The sequence below is a fragment of the Rhodoferax sp. genome (assembly GCF_034520025.1).
In the GTDB taxonomy this organism is placed as follows: Bacteria; Pseudomonadota; Gammaproteobacteria; order Burkholderiales; family Burkholderiaceae_C; genus Allorhodoferax.
Map to the genome: position 1 here is coordinate 1,290,686 of NZ_JAXHNZ010000001.1, position 17,797 is coordinate 1,308,482.

General features: G+C 56.5%; 16 protein-coding genes. All 16 read right to left on the reverse strand.

Annotated elements, in window-relative coordinates:
• Positions 1-8: 8 nt before the first annotated feature.
• Positions 9-1,310 (reverse strand): hypothetical protein, encoded by a 1,302-nt coding sequence (locus U5L73_RS06235; protein ID WP_322561533.1) that lies wholly within the window; start codon positions 1,308-1,310, stop codon positions 9-11.
• Positions 1,307-2,671, reverse strand: coding sequence for an O-antigen ligase family protein (locus U5L73_RS06240; RefSeq protein ID WP_322561534.1), 1,365 nt, complete (start codon positions 2,669-2,671; stop codon positions 1,307-1,309). Before U5L73_RS06240 ends, U5L73_RS06235 begins: the two co-directional genes overlap by 4 nt.
• Positions 2,668-3,927 carry a glycosyltransferase family 4 protein gene (locus tag U5L73_RS06245; RefSeq protein ID WP_322561535.1) on the reverse strand — a complete coding sequence of 420 codons (1,260 nt, stop codon included), beginning with the start codon at positions 3,925-3,927 and terminating at the stop codon, positions 2,668-2,670. The genes U5L73_RS06240 and U5L73_RS06245 overlap by 4 nt, the downstream gene beginning before the upstream one ends.
• Before the next feature lie 11 nt (positions 3,928-3,938).
• A complete protein-coding gene (locus U5L73_RS06250; protein ID WP_322561536.1) occupies positions 3,939-4,898 on the reverse strand; it encodes a hypothetical protein in 960 nt (319 codons plus the stop codon).
• A gap of 128 nt (positions 4,899-5,026) precedes the next feature.
• Positions 5,027-6,532 (reverse strand): lipopolysaccharide biosynthesis protein, encoded by a 1,506-nt coding sequence (locus U5L73_RS06255; protein ID WP_322561537.1) that lies wholly within the window; start codon positions 6,530-6,532, stop codon positions 5,027-5,029.
• 9 nt (positions 6,533-6,541) lie between these two features.
• Positions 6,542-7,528 carry a GDP-L-fucose synthase gene (locus U5L73_RS06260; protein ID WP_322561538.1) on the reverse strand — a complete coding sequence of 329 codons (987 nt, stop codon included), beginning with the start codon at positions 7,526-7,528 and terminating at the stop codon, positions 6,542-6,544.
• 11 nt (positions 7,529-7,539) lie between these two features.
• Positions 7,540-8,655, reverse strand: coding sequence for a GDP-mannose 4,6-dehydratase (gene gmd / locus U5L73_RS06265; protein ID WP_322561539.1), 1,116 nt, complete (start codon positions 8,653-8,655; stop codon positions 7,540-7,542).
• Between the two features lie 9 nt (positions 8,656-8,664).
• Positions 8,665-9,342 carry an exosortase-associated protein EpsI, B-type gene (epsI, locus tag U5L73_RS06270; protein ID WP_322561540.1) on the reverse strand — a complete coding sequence of 226 codons (678 nt, stop codon included), beginning with the start codon at positions 9,340-9,342 and terminating at the stop codon, positions 8,665-8,667.
• Positions 9,339-10,235 (reverse strand): exosortase B, encoded by an 897-nt coding sequence (gene xrtB / locus U5L73_RS06275; protein ID WP_322561541.1) that lies wholly within the window; start codon positions 10,233-10,235, stop codon positions 9,339-9,341. The genes epsI and xrtB overlap by 4 nt, the downstream gene beginning before the upstream one ends.
• 8 nt (positions 10,236-10,243) lie before the next feature.
• Entirely contained in the window at positions 10,244-11,095 is an 852-nt protein-coding gene (gene epsG / locus U5L73_RS06280; protein WP_322561542.1) for a chain length determinant protein tyrosine kinase EpsG, read from the reverse strand.
• A complete protein-coding gene (gene epsF, locus U5L73_RS06285; protein WP_322561543.1) occupies positions 11,092-12,468 on the reverse strand; it encodes a chain length determinant protein EpsF in 1,377 nt (458 codons plus the stop codon). Before epsF ends, epsG begins: the two co-directional genes overlap by 4 nt.
• Before the next feature lie 15 nt (positions 12,469-12,483).
• Complete coding sequence (epsE, locus tag U5L73_RS06290) at positions 12,484-13,287, reverse strand: polysaccharide export protein EpsE (protein ID WP_322561544.1); 804 nt, start codon at positions 13,285-13,287, stop codon at positions 12,484-12,486.
• 46 nt (positions 13,288-13,333) lie between these two features.
• A complete protein-coding gene (locus U5L73_RS06295; protein ID WP_322561545.1) occupies positions 13,334-14,302 on the reverse strand; it encodes an EpsD family peptidyl-prolyl cis-trans isomerase in 969 nt (322 codons plus the stop codon).
• A 12-nt stretch (positions 14,303-14,314) separates the two neighbouring features.
• On the reverse strand, positions 14,315-15,514 hold the full coding sequence (gene epsL / locus U5L73_RS06300; RefSeq protein ID WP_322561546.1) for an XrtB/PEP-CTERM-associated polysaccharide biosynthesis outer membrane protein EpsL: 1,200 nt from the start codon (positions 15,512-15,514) through the stop codon (positions 14,315-14,317).
• 3 nt (positions 15,515-15,517) lie between these two features.
• Positions 15,518-16,939 (reverse strand): undecaprenyl-phosphate glucose phosphotransferase, encoded by a 1,422-nt coding sequence (locus U5L73_RS06305; protein ID WP_322561547.1) that lies wholly within the window; start codon positions 16,937-16,939, stop codon positions 15,518-15,520.
• Entirely contained in the window at positions 16,932-17,735 is an 804-nt protein-coding gene (gene epsA, locus U5L73_RS06310) for an XrtB/PEP-CTERM-associated transcriptional regulator EpsA (protein ID WP_322561548.1), read from the reverse strand. The genes U5L73_RS06305 and epsA overlap by 8 nt, the downstream gene beginning before the upstream one ends.
• Positions 17,736-17,797: the final 62 nt, after the last annotated feature.

The window sequence follows — 17,797 nt, forward strand, 5'->3', positions numbered from 1 at the left end:
GCTTATAGTTATTTTAAAGAAAGAGAAATGCGAATTGGTGTGGAGTCGAGGGGTAGGGGGCTGCCATTGCCAATGCTTTTTAAATTCCACCGGCCATCAACATTGCTCATTTTGTCAAACGCTGCAATTTTGAAACCTTGCGGGATCTTTAATGATGTAATCGTCGGTTTAGTAGCCCATACATACATATATTTATCCCCTTTGTTATTTGCTATGCAACTAATTACATCGGAGTAGCTGGTGCAGCCTGAAAATGTCGAATTTAGCATCCAATTTTGTACGCGTTTGAGTTTATCCAGACCATCCAGTGGCTGCCCAAATGCAGATACCATTCCGCTACGTGAGTTATCCCACGCGTAGTAGTAAAAGCGTTCCATACCTGTTGCAGCGCCAAGGATCAGTAACTGAAGTAATCGATCTACAGCAGCTTCCCGCGTTCTCTCTGCTATGCCGGATGGTGGATCAGTGGGTAGCAGCGTATCCACCCCTGTTTCCGTATTCCAAAGTGGAAGGTTCTCCACTTGTTGCCGAGCCATAATTGCCCTGACTTCTCTAACTTGGTTAATGAAGTGCTCGCTACCTTCTGCGTAAAAGTGGTAGCAAATTGCTTGGACGTGTTTGGCTCCGCCCTCGGCGAGGAATCGCTCCAAACGATCGGGGCCATTCACAAAGCCCGGGGTGCACAGCTTGGTTCCTGGCGCGCTCTCATTGATAATTTTTCGAGCGGCTGCAGCCATATCCACCATGTCTTTGACACTGCCGGTGAAGAATCCTTGTTTGCCCACATCGCGGGAAAAATCTGAGAATTTGGGCTCATTCCATAATTCATAAGCTGCAATTCGGTTTCCATATCGTTGGACTACCCGCCTCACGTATTCTTCCCAATGTGCGAGGCGCACTGGCTCAGCGCCACAACCAAAGCCATATGGACATTTTTCTTGTGGCCTAGCAGAGGCCCATTGCGGTGTGGAACCCAGGGTGTACAAAATCTCCGCATTATTTTGTAAACCCGTGTTCACAAAAGTGTCCATGCGATCGAACTCCCAGACGCCTGCTTTGGGTGCAATATTTCCCCAGCGTGTAACCGTGTCCCATAGGCGCAAGCTTCCGAAGGCTGCTGTAGGCCATGCTGTAGGTATTGCCCTTTCATGCGGCAGCACGATGATGCGATGCATGTGGACGCCGAAGTAAGCAGCATCAACCGGCCGAGTTGGATATTGAGTTGCTTCTTTATAGATATCCGTCGCGGTTGCAGCGCCAGACAGTAAGAAGCAAATTGCTATTGCGTTTATAAGCTGCATCAAACTCACAGCACAGTTCCTTTACTAAGCGCTCGATGGCGCTGCTCTTTTTTGCTCAATATTCTGTTGTCTGCAACATAGGCCAAAGCTATACCAAATATTATCGCTTGTAGATAATCAACTCCGTATGGTATATAGTAAACATGCTGAATAACAAGGGCGACAAAAAGTATCTCTGCATGAAGGTTATCTCTTTTGGTTCTGCATATTCTGTAAAGTCCAATTAAAACATAGAGTGCTACCGTTAGATATGTTGCTAAGCCCAGTAAACCTGTATTAAAAAGTGTCTGTATATAGAGGTTGTGTGCGATGTAGCTGATTTGCTTTGTCTCGCCCCTGCTATTGGTTACGGTGCGTGTGCTGTCTGACCCGAAGCTCTGCCCGATTAATATGGAGCGTGGCCCCGCCCCATACCACTTCTTCACAAGCTCGCCCCAGCTTTCTAAGCGTTCACCACCTGTGCCGCCACCCGACATAGCTCCGGTTGCTGAGTTGCTAATCTGCGCAGTAACGCCTGACAACTTATCACTTACGATAAGTGGAACTGCTGTTAATGCAGCAATAGCTAGTACCAATAAAAATTGACTTGTAGCTGTGCCAGCTTTCGTTTTTCCTAGAAGAAATCTCACCATGATTCCGGAAAAAGCGGCAACCCACACAGAGCGATGCTGCAATACCACCACCATGCCAAGTAATAGCGGAGAAAATAACCGTATGTTGGCAAAGGCAGGTGTTCCATTGGAGAAAAAGAACGACCCGACCATTATTTGTGCGATCACTAACGCATGGTTCGAGTAAATCACTCGGATCGGTCCATCAATGTTGTATGACCCACCAGGTGGTAGTAGCGCTAGAATAGGCAAGTAATACACTACCCAGCGATAGATGGCAATGGAAATTAAGACGCAGGCTATTATTGTGATGAATTTATATACGGTGCCCAATTTGCGGTCATCCATCGAAAAGGTCATTGCATATGACGCGGCCACTATGAAATAAAAGTAGGATCGCGCTTGCACACCCGCACTGCTACCGAATGTAGCTATTCCGGAGAGGGTACTAACTAAGACCAGACCTGCAAAAATATACCAGGCTACGTTTTTTGTTGGAGATGGCTTGGTTAGAAAGAATCGGGTGAGTACGCTAAAACCTATCAGAAGAAATACTGCGTCTGCAAAAAATAAATTAACACCCAAGTTAATAGCTGCGCCACCAAGAGTCCACGTGTCTACTAGAAATGACGTGGAAATCAGGATCAAGCCTAAGTTAAAGCTTCTGTGTAGATACAAAATAACTATAGGTATTAACAGCCCGAGCAGAATAGCTGCTAGGTATGGAGCAGACTGAATTGCGTAGGAAAGAGCTGTCACAGGGGTGCCTTACTTTTGGTCGTGTTCGGACCTGAGAGTGCTGTTTCGGCGATTGCAGCGTTGTAGGTCTCAACGAATGCATCGGTAACGGCCTTGGTTGTAAAGCGAGCTTTAACAGTTTCCATACCACTTCGTGCGATAGAACCATAGTTTTCCGGCGTCAGTGTTTTTTTCAAAGCGTCTGTGATAGCTTCGATTTCTCTTATGTTGCAAAGAGTGCCGCTTTTATCAACCACCCATGGCACAGCGCCACTGGTTTCTCCCGCAACCACGGGCAGGCCCATAGCCATAGCTTCAGCAATCACCATACCAAACGACTCTTCTATGGATGTGTGGAGCAGAACATCATGTTTGGCTAATTCCTGCAGCAACTTTTTATGAGGTATGGGGCCGTGGAAGTGCATACCTTTGTTAATGCCTCTGCGAACGCACCAGGTTTCAGCGGTTTGCCCGGGCCCAAAGTCGTTGCCGTAAAGATGCATGGTCGCCTTGGGCATGCTTTGCAACAGTTTGTTAAACGCAAGTAATCCAGGTTCTGGGTTTTTGCGTACATCCCAGCCATTGCAGACCATTGCGATTGCAGGGCTTTCGCTGGCCTCTTTAGTTTTCGCCAAAGCAATGGCAAGGTCGTCAACGGGATTTGGTACCACCTGTATAACTATTTTGGTCATCGCCTGAACTTCATCCCGCATGTACGGAGAAACTGCTGTCAGGTGTGTGGCTGACTTAAAAGCTTTACGCGCCATCAAAACCCGTAACCAGCGATACAGGCTGCGTGTTGGACGACTACTGGTGTTTAACTTTGCGATAGTAAGCGGGGAGTCGTGGCAAGTAATTACGTGAGGTAGGCCTGTGTTTATTGCTGCGAGAGCGAACTCATAGACCCAATGAGCGTGCAAAACCTCGGGCTTGCTCTCCAATATGGCGCGCTTGAGTCCTTCGATCTCGAAGCGGAATAGATCCACGATTCGGCCTAGTAACCAGCCATTGGGCCGCCACGCTTTGGGTCGCATTGGCACGTAGTGCAAGGAAAACCGGTTATCCGCACTGGTAACGGTGACAGCTGCTTCAGCCTTTAGTGGTAGGTCATTGGTTAGTGTGAAGGCGCTCACCGTATGACCGCGAGCCAGTAACTCGGTAATGAGTGTTGCGAGCAAGGGCCCGCCTGCGTAGCCTTTAGGGAGGCTTGCGATATCGCCGTTCAGTAGATGCTTGATGTCTGCCGTGGCGATGGGGCCAACTAATCCTATGTGCATATGCGATCTGCTCATTGTGTTGATATAGCTTGTTGCTCAGGGCGTATTGAGATAACGCCGTACTGAATGAGATCGCGCTGTTGCAAGAGACGTTCTTTGTTCGCTATGAGGTCGCTCGCGAGGTGCTTAGGCACGTTGCCCAGCATGTCAACCGCTATTCCACGGCCTTGCAGGACCTTTCCGTTTGCTTCTTTCAATGCTTGTTGGGTAGGGCTGGTCCTCTTTGTTTGTCCAGGCTCATGCCCCCAAATGGAATAAAAGCCTTTCGGATGCTTTTGTAAATTTGGTTCGAACCAAAAATACGGGGCTTTGGATAGAAAGCCCGCTGTCGCGCTGAAAGACGAAACTGAGCAGACCAACAGGTCTGCATTTGCCAGCGCCAGCAGGTCAGAGCAATCAGAGTCAGGCAAGTCGGAGGTGGTAACTGCGTTCAGACCTTCTAGCAGGGGGGAAAGTTGCTTGTCAGTGCCGTCTGAGACGATGAGAAATTGCACTTTGTCTCCCAACTCGCGGACAAGGTTGTTTGCAATGGTGCGGTACCACTGCAGTGGCAAAGCGAGGTTGAACTTACCTTGGTAGGCGGATAGCTCAGTGGGCACAGCACCAAAGTCGCCAAGCCTTACATGCATGCCAACCGTAATTTTTGCTGGGTCGAGTCGTCGCTGAACGGCCAATAGATTTTTGGCGGCAAAGCGGCTTTGGTACAAGGTGCTGTAAACAAAGTCGCGCGCTTTCGCTATGTGCCTGAATCCGCCCCACATGCCGTCAGTCACCAACACATAGGGGCCGCGCTTGTATAGGTTGTGTTCTTCAGCAAAGGGAGCAAATGCATCTACAAAATCGCCACCGCCGTGGCGCAAAAAATCGGCCTCTGTGTAACGCACCACAGGCAACAGTTTTTCGATAGCGCGGTTCACGATAAAGTCATACCGTGGAGTGCCAAAGTGACGCCAGTAGCGGCGAGTGTTCATGCCAAACGCTGGCGACAGGCATTGGGCTCCGAGCATTTGTGCCGCCAAAAATGAACGTGCCCAAGGAATGAGTTCATTGCCGAGCCCAGCACCACGGCCTTGAACCCGTGACAAGCAAAAGCGTATCGTCATGGTGCGGGAGCTTTCAACGAGATGATTTGACAAGCGATGCGGGCCACTTTGGATTCATTGCGGCGGTTCACCAACATGGTGCAGAGTTCAGTACCCATAAAGAAGCGTGGAGCAAGTCGCAAAATAGTTAAGCAAGCGATGGCGTGCAGAGTGCCTTGGGCTGCATGGAGCAGCAAAGGGTTTGACAGGTTCGGTGCAAGCTGAGTAGTAGCTAGCTCAATACAGATCACGATGGCAGTCAACACTAGGCCACCGGAAATCGCTTGAAGGGTTTGTCGGTGGGCGAGTCCGATTCGTTGACCCAATACGCGATAAACCAACAAGAATCTGAAGAGGTAGACACAGGGTATGAGCCAGATCGCTGCAGCAAGTGGTTGGCCAGCAAGCAGCAGCAGCCCGGTGAGAAGAACAAAGGCGGTAAAGAGCTGTACCTTGAATTCACTTGCAGCGGCACCTACTGCCCAAAGAGTAGGTCCGGTGACCGACAAAAGCACGTATGACGGCAGCGCGACGCAGAAAGCGGCAAACAGCACACCCGCCTGCCCCCATTGGTCGCCGTAGAGTGTGTGTATGACAAAGTCTGCCTTGAGTGCCAGCACTGCCGCCAATGGAAACGTCACCACACTGACTAAAGATAACACTGCACTGAAGCCCCGGCGCAAACGCTCGTGATCACCTTGCACTCGGGATGCTGACGATAAGACGACCGATTGGAAGGACGACACCAATAAGGTGACAGGTACTCGTGAGAGGTTGGATGCTGCTGAGTAAGCCCCGAGGGCCGCTATGCCCCATTGCCGGCCGATGAGGAAGCGGTCTAAATTATCGATAGCCCAATTGGCAAGGTTGGTCCCCAGCACACTAAAGCCGAATTTACGCAGCCCGGCATCACCTTCAAGGCGAGGCACAAGGGTATGCCGCACTACCCAGTAGCCTGCAATAAGGGAAATGAGTGTTTGAACCAGAAACCCAATGACGAGACTCCATACACCTGCGCCTTGCTGAGCCAAAACTACGGCGACCACGCCAAAGCCAACAACGTAGGCGATGAGCTGGATGATTTGGCTGCGTTTCATATCCAAGTTGCGGCGCATCAACGAGGTACTGATATTGGACAGTGCTTGCAGCACGATGATGGGGCCGCACACCAGGAGTGGAAAAATCAGCGCAGAGTCCCCCAAGGCTTTTGCCAGCCATGGAGATAGACCCATGATTGCCGCCCCGGTGATAACCGATAGCAGCAGCACCCAGCCAAGCGCGTAGCCAACATCGTTGTCGTCGATGTCTTTCTTTTGAACTAAGGCTGCTCCAAAACCGCTGTCAGCGAATAGCCACCCGAACCCAATCACCACCAGAACGGCGGCGTATTGCCCAAATACTTCTGGCCCGAGCATGCGAGCCAGCAGTATTTGGATGACAAGTTGAGCGGCTATTTTTCCGCCAGCTCCCAAGTAGCTCCAGAAAACGGCCTGAACACTCCGGCGCGCCAGGTCATGTTTCATGTGGTATTGCTACTTGGATTTTTCGACCGACTGGAAGTCTTGGTACGCAACCTGCAAACCTGCTGGCAGCTTGGTAGGTGCTTGCCACCCCATGCTGTGCAAGCGGGCAACATCCATCAACTTGCGCGGCGTTCCATCCGGCTTGGTCGTGTCAAAGGCAATGCCGCCAGTAAAGCCCACGGTGGCGGCCACCGTCTGTGCCAGCTCGCTAATGCTCACATCGTGGCCCACCCCGATGTTGATCAGCGGTGGCTCAAACTTGCCGGTTTTGGACTCATCGCTACCCAGCAAGCTCTCGTACTTGTCATCTGGCAGGTTCATCAAAAACACGCAGGCGTCGGCCATGTCGTCGCTATACAAAAACTCGCGCTTCGGTGTGCCGGTGCCCCATACGGTCACGCTGCTGGCACCGCTGACTTTGGCTTCATGGAACTTGCGGATCAGTGCCGGAATAACGTGGCTGTTTTCAGGGTGGTAGTTGTCGCCCGGGCCATACAGGTTGGTGGGCATGGCGGCCAAATACTTGGTGCCGTACTGGCGGTTGTAGCTCCAGCACATTTCTACACCTGCGATTTTGGCCAAGGCGTACGGGCGGTTGGTGGGCTCTAGCGGGCCGGTCAGCAAGTGCTCTTCGCGCATAGGCTGGGGGGCCAGCTTGGGGTAAATGCAGCTAGAGCCTAAAAACAGCAAGCGCTTGACCTGGTTCACATAGGCCGCGTGGATGATGTTGCTCTGAATCAGCAAGTTGTCCCGAATGAACTCCGCCGGGTAAGTGTTGTTGGCCACAATGCCGCCCACCTTGGCTGCTGCCAAAAACACATAGTCGGGCTTTTCGGCTTCAAAAAAAGCGGCGGTGGCGACCTGGTTGGTCAGGTCCAGCTCGGCGTGGGTGCGCAGCAGCAGCTTGGTGTAACCCGCAGCCTGCAGGTTGCGCACAATGGCCGAGCCCACCAAGCCACGGTGGCCCGCCACATAAATTTTTGCGTTCTTGTCCATGGCAGGGTGGCTTACTCGTGGTGGTCGTAGGTTTGAAAACCAGCCAGCTTGACCAGGGCATCGCGCTTGGCAGCCGTAAAGTCGGCTTGCACCATTTCAGCTACCAGCTCTTGCAGGCTGGTCGTGGGCACCCAGCCCAGTTTTTCTTTGGCCTTGGTGGGGTCGCCCAACAGAGTTTCCACTTCAGTGGGGCGGTAGTAGCGGGGGTCTACCTTCACAATCACATCGCCCACCTTGCACTTGGCCTCTGTGCCAATAATGGCTACTACGGTGCCAATTTCGTTTTCTGCCTCGCCGCTCCAGGCTAGCTTGATGCCCAGCTCGGCCGCTGCAAACTCCACAAACTGGCGCACGCTGTATTGCACACCGGTGGCGATCACAAAGTCTTCTGCCTTGTCTTGCTGCAGCATCAGCCACTGCATTTCTACATAGTCGCGGGCATGGCCCCAGTCGCGCAGGGCGCTCATGTTGCCCAGATACAAGCAGTCTTGCAGGCCCAGCGCAATGCGGCTGATAGCGCGGGTGATCTTGCGGGTCACAAAGGTTTCGCCGCGCAGCGGGCTCTCGTGGTTAAACAAGATGCCGTTGCAGGCGTACATGCCATAGGCTTCGCGGTAGTTCACCGTAATCCAATAGGCATACATCTTGGCCACCGCATACGGGCTGCGGGGGTAGAAAGGGGTGGTTTCCTTTTGGGGAATTTCTTGCACCAGGCCATACAGCTCAGAGGTAGACGCTTGGTAAAAGCGTGTTTTCTTCTCCAGGCCCAGGATGCGGATGGCTTCCAAAATACGCAGGGTGCCCATACCGTCGGCGTCGGCGGTGTACTCGGGGCTCTCAAAGCTCACGGCCACATGGCTCATGGCGCCCAGGTTGTAAATCTCGTCGGGCTGCACCTGCTGGATGATACGGATCAGGTTGCTGCTGTCGGTCAAATCACCATAGTGCAGGGTGAAGTTGCGGCCTGTGGCGTGCGGGTCTTGGTACAGGTGGTCAATACGGTCAGTGTTAAAGCTCGACGCGCGGCGCTTGATGCCGTGCACCTCGTAGCCTTTGTTGAGCAAGAGCTCTGCCAAATAAGAACCGTCTTGCCCGGTCACGCCGGTGATGAGTGCTACTTTTTTCATAGTATTTGCTTAGTTAAGGCCAGATAAAAATTGTCGTTGTGGGGGTTGCATGGCGCCTAGCAGGTCGCTGATGAATTGCGCTTGCAATTCATAGGCCAACGGGGTGTTGCCATTGATACTGGAGACCCGAAAAATCAGGCCATCCGGAATTTGACCACGGAAGCCATAGCGCAATTGCTCCAGCTTGCGGGCGGTGCCGCCTTGAGCCACTTTGTTGCCGATGGTCGTCCAGTAGGTAAGTGGCTCTTTGCGTTGCCCCAATTCGGTTTGCAGGCGCCGCACAGGTATTTCGCCCATGCCGGTGCTTAAAACGCTGTTGCTGCTGCCCGTAACCTTGAAGCCTTGTGCGGGGTAGCACACATCAGGAATATGCAGTGCGAGGCCATCGCTTTGGTTCTCGCCATAGGCAATCGACAACATGACGGCGCTGCCGTTGGTGTTGATATAGGTGCGGGTCAAGATTTGCGAGTAAAGGCTGTCCAGCAACTCTGTTTGCTGTGGGTTCACCACTTGCCCCGCCGACTGCTGGAGTTGCCGCCACGGCCCAAAGGCGGCGGGCACGATGGCCTCCAGCTTGGCATCGCCCCGGGTTTTTGCCATGAGCTCTGTGGGCCTGCTGGCGTGCGCTACCCAAGCAGCGCCCACCATAAGCGCTAACAAAATAATGTTTTTCAGAGTGCTCGTCATACCGCAACCTCTTTGGGGGCGCTGCGCTTGGCCTTGAATTGCTCAAACGTGACCAACAAGCTGTCAAAGCTGATGATCAGCAACAACGCACTTAAAAACAAAACCATGCCCGCAAAACCGTGCAAAAAGCCCTGGCCTGCCTCGTCGCCAAAGTGGTAGGTGATCAGGCTCAGCGCCATGACGCGGATCACATTGGCGGTAAATGAAATGGGCACGATTAATATTGCAAGGCCTACGTTACGAAACAATGAATCGCGCCGCACCAGGTTCAAATACAGCAGGCCCAAGGCCTCCAGGGTCAGCAGGGTGTGCAGGCCGGCGCAGGCGTCTGCCACCAGCAGCATGTATTGCCCGATTTGCAAAATCACACCACTGCGGCCAATCGGGTAGCCCACCCAAAACAACACATGCTCGGCCACATAAGACACAGCCATTTTCATGGGCATGGTGACGGTGTCCACCACCGCGCCGGGCAGCGGCACCATAAACAACATAAAGAACAAGGCAAACCACTGGGCCTTGAGCGCCTTGGGGCCGAGGTTGAGTAATGCAATACCAATCAGCAGCCAAATGACCGAGCCGATTTCAAAAATCAAAATGTCTTGCGAGCGGCCTAGCGCATACAGCAGCAGCCCGAGCACAAATAGGGGCCAACCCCAGGCGCTGGGTTGCTCGCCGTGGCTGGCTTCCAGCATGGCGGGCCAGTTGCGGTAAATCAGCCAGCACGATATGCCCAGCACGATGGGCCCGTGCATTTGCTCGTCTTTTGCCCAGATGCCGGTAAACAAGTCATACAGGCTGGGCAGGTACAGCACCGCCAGCCCCAGCACGGCAGGTAGCCAGGCCAGCAGCTGCGCAGGCAGCGCGGGTTTGCCTGGGTTAACAGGGTTCATGGCAGGGCTCATGCGTCGTTAAGCACCGAGCCCACCAGCGCAACACCGCTGTCTTGCAGGCGGCGGGCCAGTTGGGTGGCGCGGGGCACCAGGCTCACATGCTGGCGCGCCACCAGCAGGGCGGCACCGGCGCGGGCGGCGGTGATTTCGGCATCGGCAAAGTCGCTGCCGGCGGGGGTGTCGATGATGATCACATCAAACTGCTGGCAGGCTGCGCGCAGCAAGTCGCCAAACGCGGGGCGGCCTAGCAGCTCTTGCGGGTTAGGCGGTGTGGCGCCTGCGGGCAGCACGGCCAAGCCAGGCAAGCCGGGTATGAGCTGTGCAGACTCCAGGCCCGCGCGGTTGGCCAAAATGGCCGATAAGCCCGCACTTTTGCCCAGCTTAAACAAGGCCTGTTGCCCGCGCTCGGGCTTGGAGCGCATGTCTGCATCAATCAGCAATGTGCGCTCGCCTTGTTGGGCAAACACAATGGCTAGGTTGGCGGCTACAAAGCTGCGGCCTTCGCCATTGCCGGGGCTCACGATGGCCATGACTTTGCGGGCGGGGTCGGTGTTAAACCAGCGTAGCATGAGCTGGCTGCGCACGGCGCGCAGGTTTTCGCCCACGCGGCTAAACGGCTTGTAGGCGGCTACCAGCTCGGGGCTAACGGTTTGGTCTTGATCGCTGAGGTACGAGTAGTCAAACTGCTTGCTGAGGGCAAAGTCGATGTCGTCTTTGCTGAGCACCTTGAGGGCGAGGGCGGCCTCGCCAAACTGCACTTGGTCTTTGCGCTGGCGCTCGACGACGCGGGCTGCGTCTTCTACCGTCAGGCGGCCGGTGGCAACCAAGATGTCGCCAATGGTTTTGGTGCTGTTGTTCATGCCCGTACTCCAATGGCGGTGCGTTTAAACATGCCCGATGCCGAGCTGATGGCGCCCAGCACGGGTAGCTCCAGGGCCTCGACCAGGTCGTCGGTAGAGCGCACACGGCGGTTCATCAGCTCTAGCAGCAGTGCCAGGCCCACACCCAGCAAGGTGCCCAAAAACACAGACACCAACACGTTGATCAGCACCCGGGGTTTAGAGGGAGAGGGTGGTGGGCTTGCGGGGTTGAGCACCGCAATATTGGTTTGGTTGGTTTGGCTCTCGATGTTGGTTTGCGAGGCGCGTTGGCTCACGATCTCAAAGGCGCGCTGGGCGGACTCGATGTCGCGGCGCAGCACATTGAGCTCGTCGCGCTGTTTGTTGAGCTCCAGCACACGGGCCTTTTGGGCAGCCAGGGCGCCTTGCAACTGGGCCTCGCGCTGCTTGCCCACTTGGTAGGTGGTGTCGATAGACGCGGTGATTTTGCGGGTCTCGGCGTCGAGCTGGGCCTTGAGTGTGGCGAGCTCGGCTTCGCTGCGCAAAATTTGCGGGTGGTTTTTGCCAAGGTTGCCGCTGGTCTCGGTAATGCGGGCTTCGAGGCGGGCAATGTCGGCTTTCAGGCCGTTGATGAGCGGGCTTTGCATGACCTCGGCCACGGTGTCGGCCTTGGTGTTTTGGCGCTTGCTTTGGCTGTCGGTGGTCATGGCTTGCACGCCGGTGAGCTGGCTGCTGGTCTCGTTGAGCTTGGCGGTTTCAAAGTCCATGCGCTCGTCGGCCGAGGTAATGCCGTTGGCCTGCTGGTAGTCGCTCAAGGCTTGCTGCGCAGCCTCGAGGCGGCCACGGGCGGTTTTGGTTTGCTCTTCAAAAAACGCTGCAAACTGGCGGGCAGGGGCTACACGCAAATCAAGGTTCACATCCATATACGCTTGGGCAAACGCGTTGGCAATGGCAGCTGCAAACTCGGGGTCGGCGCCGGTGTAGTTGATGTTGATGACGTTGCTCTCGCGGCTGGGCTTTACGTCTAGGCTTTTTTGCAACGCAGAAGCCAGCCAGTCGCGCAGCAGGCCTTTGCCTTGGGTGGCTTCTTGCCACTGGGCTTGCACGGCGGGGCTGCTTTCCATGCGCAGGTTTTTGACCACGGCTTGGGCTACGCGGTCGCTGTTGATGATGTCGACCTGGGTGGCCATGTAGCCGGGCGCCATCATGCCTTGCAGCATGAGGCCGCTGACGGGGTCGGGCGAGCGCACATCGACCACCACCGCCGCACTGGCGGTGTATTGCTTGGGCAGGTACAGGCTCACGGCCACGGTGGTGGCCACGGTGAGCGCAAAGGCCAGCAGGGCGATCATCCAGCGGGCCCGCAGGATGAGCAGAAATTGTTGGAGTGTCATGGTCTGGGGGCCGGTTTAGAAAATGCTTTCTTTGACGTAGAGCACGTCATTTGCCTGCACAGCGTCGGTCAGCTGGGGCTCGATTTGTTGCACGCTGCCGTTGGGCAGTTTGCGGTGCAGGCGCAGGCGCTTTTCAGAGCCACGGGCATTGGGGCCGCCGCCTTGGGCTAGGGCTTGCATGATGGTCATGTCGCGCTCAATGCGGAACGAGCCGGGGCGCTGCACTTCGCCATAAATAAAGAACACCGGTGCGCGGTGCACATAAATGGTGTCGCCGCCCTGCAGCAGCAAGTTGTCTTGGGTTTTGTTGCCCAAGAAGATGTTGGGGATATCAATTTCTTTGCGGAAGGGCTTGCCGTCGCGCACGCCACTCACAACCACTACGTCGTCGCCGCTGTTGGTGGCGCCGCCGGCGTTGGCCAGCATGTCGCTCAAGCGGGTGTTGACGGTCTCTAGCGGAAAGCGGCCGGGGCGCGCCACTTGGCCCAGCACCGAGACCTGGTTACCACGGATCTGGATGAGTGCAATGTTGACCTGCGGCTTTTGAATAAAGCCACCGCTTTGCAGCGCGTCGGCAATTTTCTTTTCCGCTGCGGCAACCGACAGGCCACCCAAGGGCACAGCGCCAATCAGCGGGTAGGTGATAACGCCGCTCTCGGAGACGCGGGTCTCGATGGTGAGGTCGGGGTTTTGGAACACTTGCACCCGGATGGTGTCGCCCGCGCCCAGCGGGTAGTCGGCTTTGCCGTCTTGCGCATGGGCCGCAAACGCACCCAAGGCCAGCAGGCCGGCGGTCAGGAGTTGGAGAAGCTTGTTCATGGTGGGGGAAACCTCGGGTGGCAGAGTGTTACAGGGCCGCGGGGGCTTATTTCAGGCCGGAGACGCCTTTGTCGATGACGGCTTTGGCCTTGTCATCCACAGCGGGGGCGAGCACGGGCTCTGCGGGCATTGCGGGTGCCGCGGCAGCGGCGGGGGCTGTTGTGGCTGCAGCGGCTTTGTCAAATTCGCCCATGTAGCTGATTTTGGTGTTGCTGCGCAGCTGCTTGATGTTGGCGGCCACGGCCTCGCCGGCGCGCTGGTTGGTCAAAAACTGCTCGATGCGGGGCAGTGCAGCCGCCTCGGGCACCGCCGCTTGCTGCGACGAAACCACCCGCACCATGGTGACGGCCTGGGGTGCCTCGATCACGGTGGCTTGGCCGTCTTTGAGGGCGTGGATTTTGGGCAGCACGTCCAGCGGAATTTGCTCTGCCGCGCGGGTGGCACCACCGCCGTTGAACTGGATGTTTTTGGCCTTCAAGGCGGCGGCCATGTCTTCGGCGCTCTTGCCGGCGGCTACCATTTCTTTGAGGGTGGCGGCTACGCCGGGCGCGTTGGGGGCCACAATTTCTTGCACATTGAAAATGCGGCGCTCGCTGAACAGCTGGGGGTTGCTGGTGTAGTAGTTTTTGATGTCTTCAGGGGTGGGTTTGGCCACACCGGCGCTGATTTGCTGAATATAGGCACGGGCCAGGATGTCGCGGCGGGCGGCTTCGATTTGCGAGACGACGTCGGGCGAGCGGTTGAGCTTGTTTTCGGTGGCCTGGTCAACCGCAAGTTGCTGGTCGATCAGTTTCTCTAGCACTTCGCGGCTCATGGCTTGCACTTGCTCGGGGTTGGCGCCGTTGGTGTTGGTGCGGCTCAAAACCTGGTTGATTTGGTGTACCGAGATTTCTTCGCTGCCGACTTTTGCGGCCACTTGGGTGGCGACTTTTTTGTCTTGCTTGTCGCCGCAGGCGGCCAGGGTCAGGGCGATGGCGGCTGCCAACACGGTGGCGGTAAAGCGTGTGGTGTTCATGGTGCGGTCCGGTTAGTAAGTGAGTTGTGCGGTAAAGAACAGCATGGTGCTGTCGTAATCGAGGTTGGCCTGGTTCGCGCCACGGCTGCTGTGCTGCACGGAGGCGCTGAGGGCCAGTTGGTCGAGGGCTTGCCAGTTCACCGACAAGGTGGTGTCGCGGGTGATGTCTTGGCGGTTGCTGCTGGCCGTGGTGCTGGGGCTACCCAGGTAGCTGCGTTGCGCCCAGTCGTTTTTCAGGCGCAAGCCGACTTTGGGGCTGATTTGCCAGCCGGCGGACACGCTGAGTTTGTCGGTGCTGCTGTAGTTGCTGTTGCTGGTGGCATAGGCATCGAGCGTGTGGCTGATGCTGGTGCTGAGGCTGGTTTTGCCGGTCAAGGCCCAGTCCACACCGGCGCCGAAGTTAAAGCCGTTGTAGTCGCGCTGGCTGTAGCGGGGGTGGGTGCGGTTGATGTGGGTCAGGTTGGCGTTGACCGTGCTGCCGGTGCCCATGAGCCAGCGCAGGCGCAGGTCGTTGTCGAGCTGGGTGTATTGGTCGTCAAATGCGCCGGCGTTGGGCACCGCGCGGTTAAGGTAGCCGCCTTTGTTGGTGCGCATCACGTAGCTCAGAGCGCTGCCGGTGGCAAACTGGTAGCGTACGCCCGCGTCTACCGCGTTGGTGGTGAAGTCGCTGCCGGTGATCAGGCCGGCTTGGTTTTCTTGCCGGGTGGTGCTGGCACCGGCAAGCAGGCGCCAAGGCCCGTCGAGCGCGTAGCTGGCGTCAAAGCGGGTGGTGGTGTCCAGCCGCAGGTTGCGCTGGCGAGAGCTGTTGGAGTCGGCAAAGCTGTTGAGGGTTTCGCGGCGGTCGGTGCTCAGTTTGCCGGTTACCTTGGGGGTAACGGCCCACTCCCAGGCGGCGGCATAGTTGTTGGCTGTGAAGTTGAGGTAGCTGAAGTTTTGGTAGCTGTAGTCCACCAGGTTCAGGTTTACCGACAGGGTTTGCAGGCTCTGGCGGGTGTTAAACCCGAGGCCCACCGTCGTGATGCCGATGGTTTCAGCGCCGCTGCTCTTGCCGATGGTGTTTTGCAGGTTAGTGCTGGACGGCAGGCGGAAGAGGTTGCTGTCGGTTTGCACCGTGTAGCCGGCGCTCAGGGTCAGCGGGTCTTGCTGCGAGAAAACCGGGGCCGAGCCCAGCAGTGCCAGGCTGGCTGGCAAGAGTAAAAAATGGCTGCGCATGGGTTAATAGGCCCGTTGGTCTTTGGCCACCAAGCGCACGGTGCGCAAGATGATGTGAATGTCTAGCCGCAAAGACCAGTTGCGGAGGTAGTCGAGGTCGTAGTCGATACGGCCTTGCATTTTGTCGAGGGTGTCGGTTTCTCCGCGGTAGCCGTTGACCTGCGCCCAGCCTGTGATGCCGGGTTTGACCTTGTGGCGGACCATGTAGCCCTTGATGAGTTTGCGGTACAGCTCGTTGTGAGCCACTGCATGGGGGCGGGGGCCCACAATGCTCATGCGGCCTTGCAGCACGTTGATGAACTGGGGCAACTCGTCCAGCGAAGTTTTGCGCAAAAAGGCCCCTAGGGGCGTGATGCGGCTGTCGTTTTTGGTGGCTTGGGTGACAACGCCGCCGTCCTCAGTAACGCTCATGGAGCGGAATTTGTAGACCAGAATTTCTTCGCCATCCAGGCCGTAGCGGCGCTGCTTGAAGATGATGGGCCCGGGCGAGGTGAATTTGACGGCGGCCGCAATCGCCAGCAACACAGGTGCAATCAGGGTCAGAATGCCGATCGAAAACACAATGTCGCTCAGGCGTTTGACGATACCGTTGGTCCCGCGGAAGGGGGTTTCGCAAACCGAGATCACAGGCATGCCGCAAACGGCGCTGGGCTGACCTTGGATCAGGTCTGTGACAAACATGTCGGGCACAAAGTAAATAGAAGCGGTGGTGTCTTTGAGCTCGTCGAGCACCTGCAAGATCCGGGGCTGGGACGCCATAGGCAGCGACAGGTAAATGACCTGAATGCGGTTGCACTTGGCAAGGTTGGCCAACTCATCGAGTTTGCCGAGCAGCGGGACCGGGGCGCTGGCGTTCAGGCGGTCGGTGCTGCGGCTGTCGACAAAGCCGGCAAGCTCGACCCTGGAGTAGGGGGAGCTTTTGAGTTTGTCGGCCAGGGCCAGGCCCTGCTCGTTCATGCCGACGATCAATGCGCGTTGCTTGGGGCCTTGCAGGCTGATGATGAGCGGGGCAGCAAAGCGCAGGCCAAAGGTGAGCGCAATTTCAGTTGCAGGCGCTGCCCACAGCCAAGCGGTCAGGGCTTGCAGGTCGAACTGGCGGATATAGCCGGTGGCGTAGCCGGTGAGCCCGAGCAGGGCAGCGATCCAGGCCCAGTTAAAGCAGATGTCGAGCAGGCTGCCCGCTTTGCTGGCTTGCAGGCGGGGCTCGCCGGGGAAGGTGAGTGCAAACGCGAGCACTGCTAGCAGCAGGTAGGCGGGTGGCACGCTGCCTTCAAACCAATAGGCCAGCATCCAAAGCGAGCCTACCAGCGCGGTGGGGCACAAGCAGGTCTCGAGGATGCCAAGCAGGTTGTCACGGCCCATAGAGGCGTGCTCGGCGCTGCGGTTGAACTCTGCCGCTGAAAAAGTAATGTGGGCTTTAGACATGGTTGACCCATGCCCGGAATTTGCCCACTGCTTGGGCGCGGTTGGAGACGTCGAGTTTCTTGAAAACTCGCTGCATGTGGTTTTTGACGGTGAACGCGCTGATGTCAAGAATGCTGCCGATTTCGGGGTTGGTTTTGCCCAGGGCGACCCATTTGAGGATCTCGGCTTCGCGCTCGGTGAGGACATCGGGCTCGGGTGTGTTGTTTTCCGCTGCGCTGCTCACAAGTGCGGGCGAGGCGGAGCCGGATTGGTGTGGCAGGTGTTCGACTTGGCGCAGCGCTGTATCTATATAGGGCAGGACCATGGCCATGGCGTTGCGCTCGATGTCGGTGAACTGGCTGCGGGCGCTGAACACGACATACAGGCAGTCATGGCTGCCGCGCTCGTCGGTGATGCCGTGAATGGTGGCACTGCGCATTTTGAGCAATGCGCCGCCCAGCGCGCTCTTCAGGCTGAACTCGTCGAGCGAGAAGCCGGACTCGCCCGCGTTGAGGCTGAAAGGCTTTTTGCCGAATTCGCCCCAGCGCTTGAACAAGTTCACCAGCAGCGGCGACAAGAGCTCCGAATGCGCTGCCTGCGAGCGCACACCCGACAGGGCTGAAATGATGTCGTGCTGCACATGGCCGCTGCTGAAGTCGCCCCAGGCTGCAATCAGGATGTCGTGCGGCAGGTATTTCTGCATGTCGCCCTGCAGCCAGATGAGCATGTCGAAATGGCTGCGCACCTCCACCGAGTGGGTGACCACGCGGTGGTAGTGATGGAGATCCTCGGTAGAGAGCGAGGGCAGCAAAGACATTTTTTGTAACTAAATAACCGAGGGTTATTGCTAGGGTGACAGCGAAGCCGCGATGTTACGTA

Excerpts from the sequence above, each read along its gene's own strand:
- U5L73_RS06250 (WP_322561536.1), bottom strand. The coding sequence starts at position 4,898 with ATGAACACTCGCCGCTACTGGCGTCACTTTGGCACTCCACGGTATGAC.
- U5L73_RS06305 (WP_322561547.1), bottom strand. The coding sequence starts at position 16,939 with ATGTCTAAAGCCCACATTACTTTTTCAGCGGCAGAGTTCAACCGCAGC.
- epsA (WP_322561548.1), bottom strand. The coding sequence starts at position 17,735 with ATGTCTTTGCTGCCCTCGCTCTCTACCGAGGATCTCCATCACTACCAC.
- U5L73_RS06260 (WP_322561538.1), bottom strand. The coding sequence starts at position 7,528 with ATGGACAAGAACGCAAAAATTTATGTGGCGGGCCACCGTGGCTTGGTG.
- U5L73_RS06255 (WP_322561537.1), bottom strand. The coding sequence starts at position 6,532 with ATGAAACATGACCTGGCGCGCCGGAGTGTTCAGGCCGTTTTCTGGAGC.
- xrtB (WP_322561541.1), bottom strand. The coding sequence starts at position 10,235 with ATGAACCCTGTTAACCCAGGCAAACCCGCGCTGCCTGCGCAGCTGCTG.
- epsL (WP_322561546.1), bottom strand. The coding sequence starts at position 15,514 with ATGCGCAGCCATTTTTTACTCTTGCCAGCCAGCCTGGCACTGCTGGGC.
- epsF (WP_322561543.1), bottom strand. The coding sequence starts at position 12,468 with ATGACACTCCAACAATTTCTGCTCATCCTGCGGGCCCGCTGGATGATC.
- gmd (WP_322561539.1), bottom strand. The coding sequence starts at position 8,655 with ATGAAAAAAGTAGCACTCATCACCGGCGTGACCGGGCAAGACGGTTCT.
- U5L73_RS06295 (WP_322561545.1), bottom strand. The coding sequence starts at position 14,302 with ATGAACACCACACGCTTTACCGCCACCGTGTTGGCAGCCGCCATCGCC.
- epsG (WP_322561542.1), bottom strand. The coding sequence starts at position 11,095 with ATGAACAACAGCACCAAAACCATTGGCGACATCTTGGTTGCCACCGGC.
- epsE (WP_322561544.1), bottom strand. The coding sequence starts at position 13,287 with ATGAACAAGCTTCTCCAACTCCTGACCGCCGGCCTGCTGGCCTTGGGT.
- epsI (WP_322561540.1), bottom strand. The coding sequence starts at position 9,342 with ATGACGAGCACTCTGAAAAACATTATTTTGTTAGCGCTTATGGTGGGC.
- U5L73_RS06245 (WP_322561535.1), bottom strand. The coding sequence starts at position 3,927 with ATGCACATAGGATTAGTTGGCCCCATCGCCACGGCAGACATCAAGCAT.